The 15,988-nt window shown below is 44.2% G+C and carries 14 protein-coding genes and 1 pseudogene; 3 read left to right on the forward strand and 12 right to left on the reverse strand.

Annotated features, from left to right (window positions below; genetic code table 11):
* Window positions 1-107: 107 nt before the first annotated feature.
* From Q0307_RS07080 to Q0307_RS07110, 7 genes and pseudogenes are all read right to left on the reverse strand, one after another.
* Window positions 108-545, reverse strand: a complete 438-nt coding sequence (locus Q0307_RS07080) for a DUF29 domain-containing protein (protein WP_298658616.1) — start codon at window positions 543-545, stop codon at window positions 108-110.
* A 48-nt stretch (window positions 546-593) separates the two neighbouring features.
* The gene (locus Q0307_RS07085; protein ID WP_298658619.1) at window positions 594-1,115 is read right to left on the reverse strand and encodes a ProQ/FINO family protein; all 522 of its coding nucleotides are present in this window, start codon (window positions 1,113-1,115) and stop codon (window positions 594-596) included.
* Window positions 1,116-1,639: 524 nt separating this feature from the next.
* The gene (locus tag Q0307_RS07090) at window positions 1,640-1,891 is read right to left on the reverse strand and encodes a hypothetical protein (RefSeq protein WP_298658622.1); all 252 of its coding nucleotides are present in this window, start codon (window positions 1,889-1,891) and stop codon (window positions 1,640-1,642) included.
* A gap of 769 nt (window positions 1,892-2,660) precedes the next feature.
* A pseudogene (locus Q0307_RS07095) lies at window positions 2,661-4,451 on the reverse strand (DUF927 domain-containing protein).
* Window positions 4,442-5,404: a toprim domain-containing protein gene (locus Q0307_RS07100; protein ID WP_298658657.1), complete on the reverse strand. Its 963-nt coding sequence runs from the start codon at window positions 5,402-5,404 to the stop codon at window positions 4,442-4,444. The pseudogene Q0307_RS07095 and the gene Q0307_RS07100 overlap by 10 nt, the downstream one beginning before the upstream one ends.
* Window positions 5,405-5,417: 13 nt before the next feature.
* Window positions 5,418-5,648, reverse strand: a complete 231-nt coding sequence (locus tag Q0307_RS07105; RefSeq protein WP_298658625.1) for an AlpA family transcriptional regulator — start codon at window positions 5,646-5,648, stop codon at window positions 5,418-5,420.
* Between the two features lie 120 nt (window positions 5,649-5,768).
* On the reverse strand, window positions 5,769-6,737 hold the full coding sequence (locus Q0307_RS07110) for a hypothetical protein (protein WP_298658627.1): 969 nt from the start codon (window positions 6,735-6,737) through the stop codon (window positions 5,769-5,771).
* Window positions 6,738-7,023: 286 nt separating this feature from the next.
* Here Q0307_RS07110 and Q0307_RS07115 point away from each other — a divergent pair, with 286 nt between their 5' ends.
* The 3 genes from Q0307_RS07115 to ilvN all read left to right on the forward strand — a co-directional run bounded on the left by Q0307_RS07115 (window position 7,024) and on the right by ilvN (window position 10,242).
* Entirely contained in the window at window positions 7,024-7,935 is a 912-nt protein-coding gene (locus Q0307_RS07115; protein ID WP_298658630.1) for an AEC family transporter, read from the forward strand.
* 102 nt (window positions 7,936-8,037) lie between these two features.
* Window positions 8,038-9,732 (forward strand): biosynthetic-type acetolactate synthase large subunit, encoded by a 1,695-nt coding sequence (gene ilvB / locus Q0307_RS07120; protein WP_298658632.1) that lies wholly within the window; start codon window positions 8,038-8,040, stop codon window positions 9,730-9,732.
* A gap of 15 nt (window positions 9,733-9,747) precedes the next feature.
* On the forward strand, window positions 9,748-10,242 hold the full coding sequence (gene ilvN, locus Q0307_RS07125; protein WP_298658660.1) for an acetolactate synthase small subunit: 495 nt from the start codon (window positions 9,748-9,750) through the stop codon (window positions 10,240-10,242).
* A 62-nt stretch (window positions 10,243-10,304) separates the two neighbouring features.
* Here ilvN and Q0307_RS07130 read toward each other — a convergent pair whose 3' ends face one another.
* The 5 genes from Q0307_RS07130 to Q0307_RS07150 form a co-directional block, all read right to left on the reverse strand.
* The gene (locus Q0307_RS07130; protein WP_366936764.1) at window positions 10,305-10,805 is read right to left on the reverse strand and encodes a hypothetical protein; all 501 of its coding nucleotides are present in this window, start codon (window positions 10,803-10,805) and stop codon (window positions 10,305-10,307) included.
* A complete protein-coding gene (locus Q0307_RS07135; RefSeq protein WP_298658635.1) occupies window positions 10,802-11,260 on the reverse strand; it encodes a CopD family protein in 459 nt (152 codons plus the stop codon). The genes Q0307_RS07130 and Q0307_RS07135 overlap by 4 nt, the downstream gene beginning before the upstream one ends.
* Before the next feature lie 27 nt (window positions 11,261-11,287).
* A complete protein-coding gene (locus Q0307_RS07140) occupies window positions 11,288-13,216 on the reverse strand; it encodes a polysaccharide biosynthesis tyrosine autokinase (protein WP_298658639.1) in 1,929 nt (642 codons plus the stop codon).
* Window positions 13,217-13,326: 110 nt separating this feature from the next.
* Window positions 13,327-14,424, reverse strand: coding sequence for an acyltransferase (locus tag Q0307_RS07145; protein WP_298658642.1), 1,098 nt, complete (start codon window positions 14,422-14,424; stop codon window positions 13,327-13,329).
* A 23-nt stretch (window positions 14,425-14,447) separates the two neighbouring features.
* Window positions 14,448-15,833, reverse strand: a complete 1,386-nt coding sequence (locus Q0307_RS07150) for an undecaprenyl-phosphate glucose phosphotransferase (protein ID WP_298658646.1) — start codon at window positions 15,831-15,833, stop codon at window positions 14,448-14,450.
* Window positions 15,834-15,988: the final 155 nt, after the last annotated feature.

Genomic DNA, 15,988 nt, shown 5'->3' on the forward strand with positions numbered 1-15,988 from the left:
GGGTAATAGAGACCCGAATCAATTTGTATTTTTAGAATACGCCGACCGCTGCTTTTTTGCGCTGAAATGTTTTCAATGAATGTTTAAATAAATTGAAATTATTTCAACTACTCAGGCCAAAAATCTAATTCTAAGAGTTGATCAAATCCCCACGGACAGTCTGCCGGGAAGGTCGATTCTGGAAACCCCGTTTCATCTGAAGCTAAACCGCGCCCTAAAGCATAACCATCTATTATAAACTCGGTCACTTTGGCCTTTAGGCTGGGATTTTGTTTCAAGTGGAGCTGTATCATCCGGCGCTGTTCTCGGATCGTTCTAATCCAACTTTGGCCTCTAAATTCGGGTTGATACTGCCATTTCAGCAAATGCCCTAACAGAATACCCAAGCGGCTCAAGAGTTCACGCCGTTCTGATGCACCCATGTTTTCCACCTCCTCGATCAGATGGCTCATATCGACTTGATCTAATTTGCCCGCCCGCAACAGGGCAGCCTGCTCTTGTGTCCAACCGTAATAATCACTTTCGTAGTTCGTTGCTATACCCATGATTGACCTCCTAAGACTTGGGTCTTATTGGATTGTAGACCGTTGCGCTCAAGTCGCCAACCAACGCCCGGCCAACTCGCGCTCTTCAGGAAGTATCATCCCATCCGTTGAACCATCCAAGTTAAAACGTTGCCCACCTTGTCCGACTTTCAGCAAATAATCACGCTGGTGAGTGTGTTTAAACAGCAGCTTTTGCACCACCCGCTTAGAGGCGCTTAAGTGTTGGTCTGCAATCAGTTGGAAAATCTGGCGTTCAATCCCCCGTGCTAGGGGTTGGCGCTCCCGCCACACCGCAAAAGCATTCAAAGCTGCATTGAGGTTATCGACTCGCACATCAGAGGGCGCGATTAAGGGTTTCTTAGGAACAGGCTTGCGCGGTTTGTTGGGCTTTTTCGGGGGCGCTTTGGCTTTGGGTTTGGCTAGCGCATAAGGCTGCACTTGTTCACGCTTGATGATGCGCTTATTACCGCGTGAAACGGTCTTGGTGGCTTGGTCTGGTTTTGATGTTTGCTCTGTACTGGGTAGAGCTTTGGGCTTAATGCTCAGCGTTTTACGCGGTTGGTCGGTCATCTTGATTACTCGTGCTTCTTGTCGAGATTTTCCCGCCTTGGCTTGACGGGTGTTGTCAGTGGTGATTTTAGCAGAAGAGGCGTTCCGTCCAAAACTCTCAAAAATGAGACTATAAAGTGCAAAGCAGAAGTTAATGGGATGCCTCCAAGTTTGGAGGGATGTCCCTATCAACGTTTACGCTCCTGAAAACTTAGGAGATCACTGAAATGCGGGAAAATCCCGTATTTAACTGCTGGCTAAGCCCTTCTGTCACTTTCCCTAATCCCCCCGATTCGGGGTATTTGAGCTTAAAACGGCATCGGGGGATTTTGGGGACGTTTTGGGGGACACCTCAAAACCGAGTAGTCCACTTTCAAAGTGAGAAAATCTCACATTGCTGTACTGGTTCAACCTATCCAAATTCCTCAGAAACGAGGGATTAAACTCCGATAAAAACCGGAACTTAGCTCTACAGATTAGTAGAGCATTCCTCAATTTGAGGAGACCTAACTGCTCCCTCAATTCAAACTCCGAAGAATACCGGATCACTCGTAATAAGCAGCAATTGGGTCACCGTCAATCGTTTCAATCTTCACTCTAAATGAACTAATGGTTGATATATACCTCCCACCCTCCCACTCAAATGACACTATCCTTGCTGATTGCGGCGCTTTACTCCAAGCAACCCTTGCAGTATTACAAATACTAATCACGTCTTTTTCTGTACGGACTTTACGTGCTTTCTTGCGTGCTGGACTTTTCGGTTTTTCCTGCTTGTCTAAGATGCTTTTACCCATCGTCTTCACCTTAAAATACTGACCCTAGTCAGTTGTTAATAAATCCATTTAATTTTATCAGCGCCGTAGGAGGCTTGCTCCAAGCGCATGGTTTCCGCTGCATTTTTGGCAGTTTCAGTTTTTTTTCTGCAAAAACATAACCAAAACCCTTCATTTTCACCTCAATGTAACCGCGTGTAACCAGTCCGCAACCCACATAAACCACGATAACTTACTGATTAATAAGGATGTAACCGCTGTAACCAATGTAACCGCTCAAAAAAGCAGGAAGTGAATGTAACGCACTAACAAAGAAATACTGCATCCATAAGCTCTATTAATAATAATAAGTTAAAGTAAAAAGACACTATCTATCTATTTTATGGCTACAGGTTACTTTCTGATAACCATTACTCAGCGTTACCCCTTAACCTAAAGTCCATACACCGTCTCCAGCGCTGGCTATCTAGTTCAGGCCATAAACCACCATACTTAGTGGGATGCCTGCACCGTTTCCACCAATACCCACATGCTTGGCACTGAATCATGCCATCCTCATCAGGCATCAGGTCTGTTTTTGCGCGGGAAATAATCGTCTTGGCAACCTCCTTCCCCACGCTGTTTTCATTGCACTTCTCTGTTTTTTGAGCGGTTACATTGGTTACAGCGGTTACATCCTTATTAATCAGTAAGTTATCGTGGTTTATGTGGGTTGCGGACTGGTTACACGCGGTTACATCGGTCATTGACTGAGCGGTTAACAGCTCAGTCATAGGACGGAAGCGGGACATTAGTCCTCACCCCCAACAATAGAAGAATCAATATGATAGACGCGAGCTAGTGTCATTTCTGCATCGGGGTTTTGAGCATCACGTGAATAGAACCGCTCTAATACAGTTCGCCGTCCATCCCCTTTAGTGATTAGATACTGATGTTTCAGTAGTACCGCAATGACTTGCTTCTTATCAAAGCCCGGCTTAGCACATAACTCTGCTTCCAAGCGTTTGGGTAAAACAAAAAAATCCCCTTTACCATCACGCCAGCCCATTCGGTACATCACTTTGTCATCTTGAGGGCGAAGATTTCGATAAGCATATTGTGCTGCACCATTCGCTTCAAAGTGATTGCGTAGATACCGTAAAATATCCGCCTCTTCTTGGTTGCCTGTACCGCCCCGCGATTCAATCCAAGCATGAAAGCACAGTGCTATACCTTCTCCTGCCTCACCTTCACGCCAGCCTGTCAAACCGAAGTCAGTAGCCAACTCTCCCGCCGCTGCTAAAGTAGCAAACGAATCCGCCACCCGCCCCACTTGCGAATCAGCTCCAACAGGTAGATAGTTCTTTTTAAATTGCTCACGATAACTTTTAATGGTTTGTAAGTGAGTGGGGCGGTCTTGCACCAGTTGCTTTAAGTAAGCACGAAAAGCTGTCCCATGCTGCTGCTGAGTAGCTTCTTTAAGCTGATCCGCAAACTCGCGCCCATTACTCATGCCATCCGGTAAACGCTCAAATAAGCCCAAACCTCGGCCTGCATCCGCCGGTATATCAATCACCCGCACCGCTTGCCCTGCTTTCATTCGCTGGTTGTTTTGTGCCATTACATCCGCTAAAGATAATTCCCCATTACTTAAGATAATCAAGCGCCAGCGCAATACTTCGCGCAACGTAATATTGCGCGTCTGGCGTAACTTGCCCTGACCATTGTTCAGCGTGTAGGTACTCACACCAATGTCTTTAGGTTCAGACTCACCTATTTCATCGAGGCACAGCAAGTTATCATTATGGCGTGCTGCTACACTCTCCAAAGCTGAGGCAGTCGCACGCCATGTATGGGTACTTTGCGGACTACCGATAACAGACTTACCCACACGCTGCGCGTTTGTTTTACCAATACTTGAAGCACCACGTAGGTGTAGCGTGAAGCTCTGTTGATCAAGTGGAGTCAGCCAAGGCGCAGCAAAAGCAGCACAGATACCCAAAATTAAGCGTGAATTACCCGCGCAGGGTTTAGCGACTAACTCACGCCACGCCTCTAGCGTTCCTGCTTGCTCATAACCGCTTAGCGTTGAATCTTCAGTTTGCAAAACGATACGTTCTTGTTTAACCAGCATTGCCATTGGTTATTCTCCAATTACTTCATCAGGTAATACATACATGCCGCCTAACTGCCAGCCGATAGTGAACACAGTTCTTACCGTCGCTTGGATATTGGCATTGGACTCTTGTAGGTAGGTTAATAAATGCTCTTTGCTGTACCTTTTAGTGGAGACCATCAAGCCACCCGCTAAGAGCTTTTTACGGATTTCCACGCCATCCCCCGCCAGTAGTTCAAAGGGCATGACCCATTCATGCGGAACTCGATCTCGGTCAGTCCATGCCAGCAACAATCCGTGATTGTTGCTAGTAGAGTCTCTGGAGCGAGCTACTACCTCAAATGGGTCACATATCCAAAGGGGCGCAGGTACTTGTGAGGTATCGCTACCCTGATGTTTAGCAGGTGGTTGGTAGTAAAGACCGGGCTTATATTTGCCGCCAACTTGCATAAAGTAGCAGCTTGGCTGGTACTCATTCATGGGCATACCCCGCCGGACTCAATAAACCAATCATTCCAATCTGTACCCGTTGAGTCTGGTGCAAACTCAGGCAATAGCACCGAAGCTGAAACGATACGCGCCGCTTGTTCGGCCTTGTCTTTGCCCACATTCCCCGCTGCGTTAGAGCGGTCATTATCCGCTGCAAACACAATAGGAGTACTTGGGTAAGCCTGACGAACTGCCAGCCCCACAGGGAGCAAATTACCTGCATTCATCGCCGCCAAGGTGGCGCATTGTTTCCACTGATACACCGTGCAGGCCGTGGCTAAACCTTCACAGATATAAATAGCTGGACTACTTTCTAAGTCCCCAAAAGTATGAAATACCCCTTTAGTGCGCCCACCCGATAAGAAGCGTTTACCACTATCGGATTTAATGAATTGCAGCGAATACAACGCACCCTCTATATCCCGCAACTCAGCCAATACACTATCTTTGTAAACCTTCAATCCTTGCGCGGATATCTGCTTACGCACCAAGTAAGGATGATCAGGCTTAGCAGGTATAGCAAGCGCCAACAAATCACGGGCTTTGAGTGCGGCCTGCGTTTGTGCTTGCTGTGCTTCAGTTTGGCGCTGGAGACGCGCTTGGTGATATTGCTGCTTGAGGGCTTCACGCTCTTCCTCATTCAGTTGTTTACCGGACTTACTGCACCAAGTGTAAGATTCACCGGTTTTCCACGAACCCACCGCACCCGCTGCCACGGGATAACTAAAATAGACATACCAGCCATTTAGGGTGCTAGGCTTGTCACCTTCCACTTTAAAACGGTGAATATTGCCATCCGCGTCAATGATTGGAATAGGTAAACCATAGCTGGCTGCAAAGGCTTTAAACTCTTCCAAAGCCTGATAATTGCTTGTAAAATCAGGGTTCAAAGTTTTGATAGACTGTTTCTTACAGCCGCCCCCATAAGGCGGCTTTTTTGTTGATTGCATCACGATAGCCCCCTTACGCTGAACCCTGCTTACATTGCTCTAACCAAGCATTCACTGCATTTAGCGACCATGCACGGGCGCGAGTGCCAATAGAAAATCCAGACGGAAAACGCCCTTCCTTCATTTCACGATAGATCGAGGTTTTCGATTTGCCTGTCAGTTGAATCAGCTCTGGAAGCTTGACCGCTCGGTCTTGAACCTGCGGAATAGGAGCTTGTTGGATTGATTTGCCTTTAACTGCCATTGTTTTGTACTCCTTGGTACTGTGTTGAACAATGACAAAAAACTAATAAAAAACTATTGGCGAGTGGTGTTAAACGCGATAACTCTTGTTAAACGTATTTATTTGTACATTTCAGTTGGCTTATTTGTACTTTTTATTTTTTTTGAATGCATAAGCACAAGCACTATATCTACAATGTTCTCTACCGTTAACCTCTATATATCGTTCATTATCTTTTCCGACCGCCTTCACGAAACCATAACCTTGAACCTTGTTTTCTTTCGACCACAAGAAAAGTTGCTTCAATGAATTCGGTGGCTGGTTGCCTTCAGATTGGAGGATATAAGCAGCTATTAGGTCATTGATAAGGCTCTTGGCTTTTCCTTCTCTGCCTGTATCTTCTTGACTTGGTGCTAAAGGCTTTACTGAGAACACCCTATCAAGGTCTTGTGTAAGAATCAACACATCATCAATACTGAACTCTATCCAAGCCTCACTAGAACAATACTCAAAGTTCATATCACCAAAAACCTGATGAATTAATTGCTCTTTTCTAGCCAGTGAAGCCTGTCTGTCATCTGTACTAAGGCAATCATCAACATCCCTATCGCCAACCAGTAAACCCTGCCTACCATCCGCTAACATAGCTGTATGAGGCTCTGCCAAAGAGTCATTAACCATCCAGCGAACTTGATCACACTCAGAAGCGACCCGCAATAAATCGTGATCATCTACAACCTCATGCAAGCGCTTATTAACAAACTCTCCCCATTGGACTTTTCCATCACCAGATCGAATCAGTGTATCAATACAGGGAGAGGTCAAAAATAAAGCTCCTTCATACTGCACAAGCACAGGCTTACAAACAAACTTATGTTCAGGGTCAAAGATCTGCCCAGGCTCAGGATTATAATTAGGTATAAATTCTGGTTTGCTGAACATCCAAACGGAAATAGGTGTGTGCTGAAATATTGCGATACCCACCCCCGCCTTGGCACACCTGCTCAAAGTAGCCACTACATCGGGGTCATCATGTTCAGACGCTGCCAGACTCTTAGCTACCCAAGACAATCGTTTAAATTCATTAATCTGGTAAGTTCTTTCAACCATTACACACCCCTTCAAAGTGCATCCTTCAAAGAAAATCAGCGCCAAGCGGTTTGAAGGTATCCCGCTGTTCAGTGATCAGCCTAGGCGCTGTAGTGCAATTATAACTTAACATCAGTCTTTCATCTGATTGGCTTTATAGGCATGATTAGCAGCTAGAAATATTAGCTTTTACAGGGTCAGATTAAAAAATGTTGGTACTTTTGTTGGTATGTCAATTTTTTAATTTGTGTTTTATGTTGTCATATCAGTAAGTTATTGAATATTATTGAGTGACACCGTAGCAATCATGACGCTGATTCTTACTACCATTTCACCGATTTTTATTTTGTTGATGCTTGGCTATCTAGCGAAGCGTACTGGTTTTTTACCTTCTGATTTTTGGCCGTATGTTGAAAAAGCCTCTTATTATGTGCTGTTGCCTGCACTCCTAATCCTTAACTTAAGCCAAGCACAGATTCATTGGTCTGAAACTGGCCGTTTGATCTTCGCGATTATCTTAGTACCCATCTTGGCGGGTTTAGTCAGTTGGTCATTTAAAGTAGTTTTAAGCTTAAATGCCGCCGATTACACTTCATTTTTTCAAGGGGTAGTGCGTTTTAGTACCTACATTGGTTTAGCCATGTCTACAGTTTTCCCAGCACCAGCGCTGACCTTAGGTGCGCTGGTATTGGCAGTGATGATTCCGGTGGTGAATATCTTATGTGTGCTAGTCTTTGCGTTGTTTGTACAAAGGCAGTTGAAGCTCAATATTTTAGTTAAGTCTTTAGCGACTAATCCTTTGCTAGTAGCCTGTGTCCTTGGGATGATTTTAAATATTTTACCTTGGAAGCTACCAGCCATTGTTATTGATGTATGTAAACCATTAGGGCAGATGGCTTTTCCAGCAGGCCTGCTCGCCGTGGGTGCAGGTCTCAATTTAGCGGCTTTAAAAGGTTTACACGCGCCTTTCTTTTGGAGTGCAGCCTTAAAACTGTTGGCAGTGCCTTTATTAGCCTTTGGTGTAGCCTTTGCTCTAGGCTTAGATGCCACGTCGAGCGCTATTTTAGTGATCTTTGCGGCTTTACCGACCTCGCCCTCTGCTTATATCTTAGCGCGCCAACTAGGCGGCAATGCGGAGTTAATGGCGGGCATGATTACGGGGCAAACTTTGTTGGCTTTAGTGACTTTGCCACTGGTGTTGTCCCTTTTGCTGCATTGAAGCAAAAAATATCTATATAACCCATCGAGTCACGTGAATTATCGCTGAATTCATATTATGATTCGGCTCTTTTCTTTATAAATCCTTAATCAGGAGTTAAGTGTGGAACTGACCGGTGCCGAGATATTCGTTGAGTGTCTGAAGGCAGAAGGGGTTGATACCATCTTCGGCTATCCGGGTGGAGCAGTGTTACATATTTACGACGCGCTTTACAAAGAAGCTGAGCATGTCAACCACATTCTGGTGCGACACGAACAAGCAGCTGTGCATGCAGCTGAAGGCTATGCTAAGGCTACTAATAGACCTGGTGTGGTATTAGTCACTTCTGGCCCTGGTGCGACCAATGCCGTGACAGGGATTGCCGATGCATACATGGATTCGGTACCGCTGGTGGTGTTTACAGGGCAAGTTCCACGCCATTTAATTGGCAATGATGCTTTCCAAGAAGTTGACATTGTGGGGATTACCCGTCCTTGTGTTAAGCATAATTTCTTGGTGACCGATGTAAAAGACTTAGCTTCAACCGTTAAGAAAGCGTTTTATATCGCTAGTACTGGTCGCCCTGGCCCTGTGTTGGTGGATATTCCTAAGGATATTACGGCTGCTCGCTGTGAGTTCAATTATCCGAAAGAAATCAGTATTCGCTCTTATAATCCAACAGTTAAAGGTAATAAGCGCCAAGTTCGCCGTGCGATTGATCTAATGCTGGAGAGTAAGCGCCCGATTTTGTATACCGGTGGTGGTGTGGTTTTATCCGGTGGTGCGGCTGAATTAACGCAATTAGCGCGTGAACTGAAGTTTCCGGTTACGAATACGCTAATGGGTTTAGGAGCTTACCCTGCGACCGATCCTTTATTTGTCGGTATGCTCGGTATGCATGGGACTTATGAAGCTAACCATGCGATGCACCAGTCTGATTTAGTAATAGCGATTGGTGCGCGCTTTGATGACCGTGTGACAGGTAATATCGAGAAATTCTGCCCACACGCAAAAATTATTCACGTCGATATTGATCCCGCTTCTATTTCTAAAAATGTGAAGGTTGACATTCCCATCGTTGGCGATGTCAAGCACGTTTTAGCCGATTTATTGGAAGAACTACACTCGCGCAAAGATTGGCAGACCGCCGATATTAGCGCATGGTGGGCGCAAATTAATGAATGGCGTAAAACAGATTGCTTACATTATGAGCAGGATCATGAATCGATTCGCTCGCAGTTTGTCGTAGAAAAGTTATGGGAAGTCACGGGTGGAGATGCTTATGTCACTTCTGACGTAGGCCAACATCAAATGTGGGCTGCCCAGTTCTACAAATTTGATAAGCCCAATCGTTGGATTAACTCCGGTGGCTTAGGCACGATGGGTTTTGGCTTGCCAGCCGCGATGGGTGTACAGATTGCTTATCCTGAGGCAACGGTGGCTTGTATTACTGGCGATGGTAGTATTCAGATGAATATTCAAGAGCTGTCCACCTGTATGCAATATCAATTGCCGATCAAGATTATCACCCTGAATAACGGTTATTTGGGGATGGTGCGCCAGTGGCAAGAATTCTTTTACCAGAAGCGTTACTCCATGTCTTATATGGATGCCTTGCCCGATTTCGTCAAATTGGCTGAAGCTTATGGACATGTGGGGATGCGCATTGAGCGCCCCGCCGATGTCGAAGGTGCACTGAAAGAAGCGATGGCAATGAAGAATCGTTTAGTGTTTATGGATTTTATCACTAAGCGTGAAAGCAATGTTTATCCGATGGTTCCAGCCAATGCTGGTCACAATGAAATGATCTTGGTGTAAGCGATGAGTGACGAAATCCGGCATGTAATTTCCATTTTAATGGAAAATGAAGCAGGTGCCTTGTCGCGGGTATCTGGCTTGTTCTCAGCACGCGGCTATAACATTGAATCGCTTACCGTAGCACCGACTGAAGATGCTACCTTATCACGTTTGACTTTAGTCACCTTGTGTAGTGAGGAAATCGTTGAACAAATCATGAAGCAGCTACATAAACTGGTCGATGTAGTAAAGCTCATGGATTTAAACGATTATCCACATATTGAGCGTGAAATGATGCTGGTCAAGGTCGATGTACAAAAGCATGGTTCTTGTGATCAAGTGAAGCGCTTAACTGATATTTTCCGTGCACGGATTATTGATGTGAGTGACAAAACCTATACGATTGAAGTCACCGGTAATCGTTCTAAACTGGATGCCTTCTTACAAGCATTGAGTGAGGCGCGGATCATGGAAGTTGTGCGCTCTGGAAGTATGGGAATTGCTCGTGGCTCCAGTGCTTTAACAGTGTAAAATACATAAGCTCAAGCTGAAATATAAAAAGGGATAGTTCAAAACTATCCCTTTTTTATTATCTAAGCACGCAGTTTGAAAATTGGCTGATTTTGCCCATCGAGTAAGCCATGATGGATTAGCCAACGTTGTGCATCTTCGGCATCTTCTTCAAACCAGCGTTGTGCTGAACCTAAGCGGAAGGTATAACCCCAACGATCCATATCAAGTAGGGCACGTACTTTCCCAAAGCTTGGAAGTTGATCAGCGAGTAGAATCTGCAAATAACACACAGCATCTTCTTCTGCGGTCTCACCACCGGCATCAGTATGCAAGTGCTGGCGACGCTCTTCATCCATACAAATAAGGTGACAAGTTTCATGTAGAAATGAATGCACAGGCGTATCAGGGCGAATATAGATCGTTTGTCCAATCATCCCAGCTTCGGAGTCACCCCAATAACTGCCCGGAATCTTAGCTTGAGGCTCTACCAGCACTAAGGATAAGCCATAGCGACCTAACAGTTGCTGTAAAGCTGGCAAGGGCAATTCAGCAACCGTCATCACCTGTTTGGTAGCACTCACAGCCAATATTTACCTGCAGCACCAATCACTATGTTAACCAAGCCAATCATGAGATTTAAACCGACCAAAAAGCGAATTTGGTTTAAGGCTTTGCCTGCTTCTTGCCAATTGGATTGCTGTACATAGTGGGTCAAGCGTTTATAAGGTGCAAAGAAAACGTGTAAAAAAATTGCCATCATTATCAAGCCAAGGGTATGCATGATGTGAATAAATACCGGTGCATTTTTCATCCCACCATAAGGGCCAAACAGCATCCAATAGCCTGAGGCCAAAATTAAAGCAATAGCAGCCCATACCCAAGGAAAAAATCGACTAAACACGCCTTGCCATAAGGGTAAACGTTGCGGTGGCTGCAATTGACTCGCAGCAATGGGGCGCAATACCATGTAAGCGAAAAACATTCCACCTACCCATACAGTAATCGCTAAGACATGTAGTGCTAAAGCAATCGACATGCTAACTTCCTTTTAGCTAATAAATTCTTAAACTTTGTTGGGATAGTGATAATAATCATCACCATAGCCTAAACGCTCGGCATCTTTAACTTGGTTCAAGATGATCCCTGAAACCTGTGCGCCAGTTTCTTGTAAGCGTTTTAATGCATTATTAATGGTACTGGTGCTGGTGTCATTAGCATGTACAGTTAGTAAGGTGATATTCGCTAGCGAGGTTAAAATCATCGCATCTGCTAAACCTAAAATAGGTGGGCCATCCAGAATTACCACATCATAATGCTGGCCTGCAGCCTTTAGTAGTGCTTCCATCTTAGTATTAGCTAAGAGTTCAGAAGGATCGGTCGGTGGGGTGCCTGCTACCACAATATCTAAATTCGGCACATTCGAAGTTTGCGATAGTTGATCTAAAGGATATTCGCCCGATAAATACCCGACTAGATTTTGCTGGTTCCTAGTGCCAATTAGCTTGTGCAAAGAGGGATTACGCAAATCAGCATCAATTAATAAGACACGATTACCCGTATGGGCAAACGCACTAGCTAAGTTCATAGCTATGGTGGTTTTACCCTCATTAGCACGTGCACTGGTAATAAATAACACCGGATTTTCGTTCTGTTCACGCAGTTTAAAGCGAATCGTGGTACGTAAAGAGCGGAAGGACTCTGCTAATGCTGACTTGGGCGAATTTAAAACTAATTGTGAAATTTTCTTGGGATCATTTTCACTGACTGCAGGGACTAAACCTAAAACGGGTAAACGGGTTTGGCGTTCTAATTCGTTAATATCTTTAACACTGTCATCTATAAATTCGCGCAAGAAAGCAGCAGCGATACCTAGGAATAAGCCTAGTAAGCCAGCAAACATAAGATTAGTTGATAAGTTTGGCTTAAATTTTTTCAGAGGAGGCAATGCCTTATCAATAATGCTTAAATTATTGCTACCCGCTTCACCAGCCACATTAATTTCCTTTAGGCGTTGGAGTAAACCCTGATAAAGAGCCTGATTAGTTTCAACTTCACGCTCTAAGGTGTTGTAAGCCACCCGGCTATCTTGGAAGATCAGTGCTTTCTTTTCTTCCTCACTTAAAGCATCACGCAATAATTCAGCACGTTTTCTAGCCGCTGAAAGCTCACTTTGTCGTGCTGGATCAGTTTCAATAATAATTGCTTCGCTTTCAGCTTTTACAAGCTCCTCAGAGAGGCGCATGATTTTATGCGAGCTAGTGGTTGATTCTTTATCATCTAGGTTGATGATAGTATTTTCTTTGGCATAAGCGTTCAGAGCTTTTTCGCTTTCTTGTAATTTGCCCTTTGCTTCTTGAATTTGTTGTTGTAAGAAAGTTTGTGCGCCCCCTGTCAATTCTAAGCGGCGAGTTCGATTGCTATTCACAAACTCTTCGACGATAGCGTTGGCGACTTCGGCTGCTTTTTCTGGGCTAGATGCATCAAAATGGATGGCAACTAGGCGCGAATTTTTAATCGGCTCAATATCCAAATTTTCCATAATGGCATTAGCTAAAGCAGTTTTGCTATTAGCTGTATCAACTGGCGAAAATAGACTTTTAACCTTACCTAATAAAGAACGGCGAATAACATCTTCGGTTAGTTGTAATTTGTCGATGACTTTTTCGATTACCGAATAGCTTCTAATTAATTCAAACTGGGTAGCGTAAAAGTCGCGGGTATCGCGGATATCGCCGTTATTTAAAAAATCTACATTGACAACCTTGGTCGCTTCACGTTCAACTTGTAAAGTAGCAGTGGCACGGTAGACTGGGCTACTTAAAAAAGTTAAGAGTAAGGCGAGAAGTAAGGTTGCCCCAACAATACCCAACACCAATTTTTTCTGACGCACTAGAGTCTTCCAAAATTCACGCAGATCGAGGGTATCCTGAGCCGTGGCGTAAGCTGGAACGTGACTGGTTCCATTTACTTGACTTGCAGTGTTCTGATTCATAGTCGGTATATGTAAGTTCTTGGGGTTAATCGTATTTTCGGTATGGTAGCGCTGGTCAAGTTTGACTAAAACGCAGGATTTTATCTTGTGGAAGGCGAGTGTGCATAGACTTAAGTGCTTGAGCTAGCTTTCCCAGATGAGCCGTAAAATGAGTTGATCAAACGCCGTAACGGTGTTTCCATGTATTTAAAAGATAAAATAGAGGCTACGGTTAGCAAGATCGCAAATAGATAATAGTGCAGATTAGCATCTAAAGGTAACCAATGGCCTACGACTCGGTCATAAATTCCATAAACTGGCCGCTGCAGAATATACAATGAATAGCTTGCTTCGCCTAGCAATACTAAAAAAGGTAAAGACATGAAGCGTTTAGTCCAGCCGTTATTAACCGCTAAAAGCACTAAAATAGCCAAGAAAACAGGCGCAATTAAGCCGTTATTGTAGTCAATCAAAAAGCCTAACTGCTGTTCAAAGCTTGCTTCATAAGCTAGTAATAAGATGACTAAGACAGTAAGAGTCAAGATGCCTAAGCCATTCCAAGGCTGATTAAGCTTGCTAAAATCCCCCTTGCAGAAGGCCATTCCTACTACCAAGCCTAACATGAAGGTGCTCATATGCATTAAAGGGTGATAGTAGATAAACTGATGCAATACTCCTTTCACTTCATAACCCACATAGTTGTGTAAGACGATTTGCAGAAGTTGAGTGCCAAGCCATAAGCTTAGCGTAATCAGCTTTAGAGCTTTTAAACCTTTAGCATGCACAAAATAAAGTAGAAAGGGAAAGCTTAGGTAAAATAAGGCTTCAACGGAAAGTGACCAACCGGGAGAGTTGAGTACCATCGCATAACCTGGTATCCAAGCCTGCAGCATCGTTAGGCTTAAGCCAACAGCAGCAGGATCTCGTCCATCGGTTTTAAGATTAGCCAAAATCATCAGAACTAGGGCTAGTAAGTAAACCGGATAGATGCGCGCAAAGCGTGCTAGCCAGTATTTAGTTTTGTTAATGCGAGGACGTTCAGGCTGATAATAAGCGACCGCCATTATAAACCCAGAAAGTACAAAGAAAAAGCTAACTGCTATAGGACCGGCAGTAACAATTGGATGCCACCATGTATTAGTGGCAGGAAACGCTTGTTGTCCGAAATGAAAGAATACAACCGTTAAGGCAGCGATGTAACGAGTAAAGGTGAGCTGATCAAGTTTCAAGGTTGTCTAAGACTAAGTTTAATTTAGTAAGCATTTTTATCCGACAAGGTTTTAAAAGCAGTCGCCACAATAATCCGTAAGTCTAACCACAAGCTCCATGAGCGAATGTATTCCATATCACATTCAACGCGCTTTTGCATTTTATATAAAGTGTCAGTTTCACCACGCCAGCCATTCACTTGTGCCCAACCAGTAATACCAGGCTTCATCATATGACGCTGCATATAGCCCGGAATGAGTGCTTTATAAGCTTCATTGTGAGCAAGTGCATGTGGACGTGGTCCTACAATGGACATGTGGCCTTGAATGACATTAAAAAACTGTGGCAGCTCATCTAAAGAAGTTTTACGTAGGAAAGCACCAACTTTAGTGACACGCACATCATTACGTATAGCTTGCTTAATCACCTCGCCATTTTCGCACACCGTCATAGTGCGGAACTTCCAAACTTGGAACTCTTCACCTTTTAAGCCATGACGTGACTGCTTAAAGAGTATGGGGCCAGGAGATGTAGTTTTAATGGCCAAAGCAATAACAGCCATAATAGGCAAGATTAAAAGAAGAATTAGGCTACCAACAATTAAATCTTCAGCACGCTTAATAAAGGCACGTTGCGCTGAAAGGGGGGCATCATAAATACACAACACCGGTGTATCAGCAATTTCTAAATACTTATTATGTAGCAGTGCATGAGTGAAGTTATCAGGGATTAAACGGACTGGCGTAATAGTATCCGCTAACTGACTAATAAGCTGACTAGAAAAATGTTGATTTTGAGTTGGCAAGGCTAAGTAAATTTGATCCCATGTGCCATTACGAGCCGCATCTAGTAAATCATCGGCAGTGCCAATCTTGGCATAATTGCTTGGTAAGCTAGCAGTATCCACATCAACACTATAGAAACCGGCGACTTGTAGACCTGATTCGGGTTGAGTGTTAATCGAGTCTGCAAAGCGTAAACCGGTGTCAGTAATACCCACAATCGCAATATTACGATTACGAATGCCAATACGTTTAAGGTGGGACAATAAAACGCGTAAGGTATAGCGGCTAAGTACTAGTAGACTAGGGGTAGTAACCAACCAGCCAACTAGTACAACACGCGAAAACTGCTCAGAGCTTTTGGCAATGAAAATAATAAACACCAGCAAGAAAAAGGTGGTGAGCCAGGTGACAACCGTGCGCATAGCTTCGTCACGGAAGAAGGGTCGCCCACTCCAAGAGGTATAAATATCTGTAAAGCGCCCCACTAGGCCAAAGATAAGAGAAGCCCCTAAGCCAATTGCTAAATAGCCATTGAAGAAGTCATAATTGGGGTCGTAAACGGATGCTAGAAGTACAATGCTTAAAATAACCAGCGTATCTGTACTGCGGTAGACGAGTTCAGAACTGATTTTTTTATCGACCATCGATATATTCCATCCATATAAGTCTTATCCTAGCACTTTTTGGTGCAGGGTTTTATTGTCACCTATGCTTATATCCTAGCTATTTGACGGAAAAACAACACTAAGTAATTATCCAAAAGTTATCGTGTATTTTTCGCCAAAGCCAGCCAGTATAG

This window comes from uncultured Thiothrix sp., from assembly GCF_937873765.1.
Classification (GTDB): Bacteria; Pseudomonadota; Gammaproteobacteria; order Thiotrichales; family Thiotrichaceae; genus Thiolinea.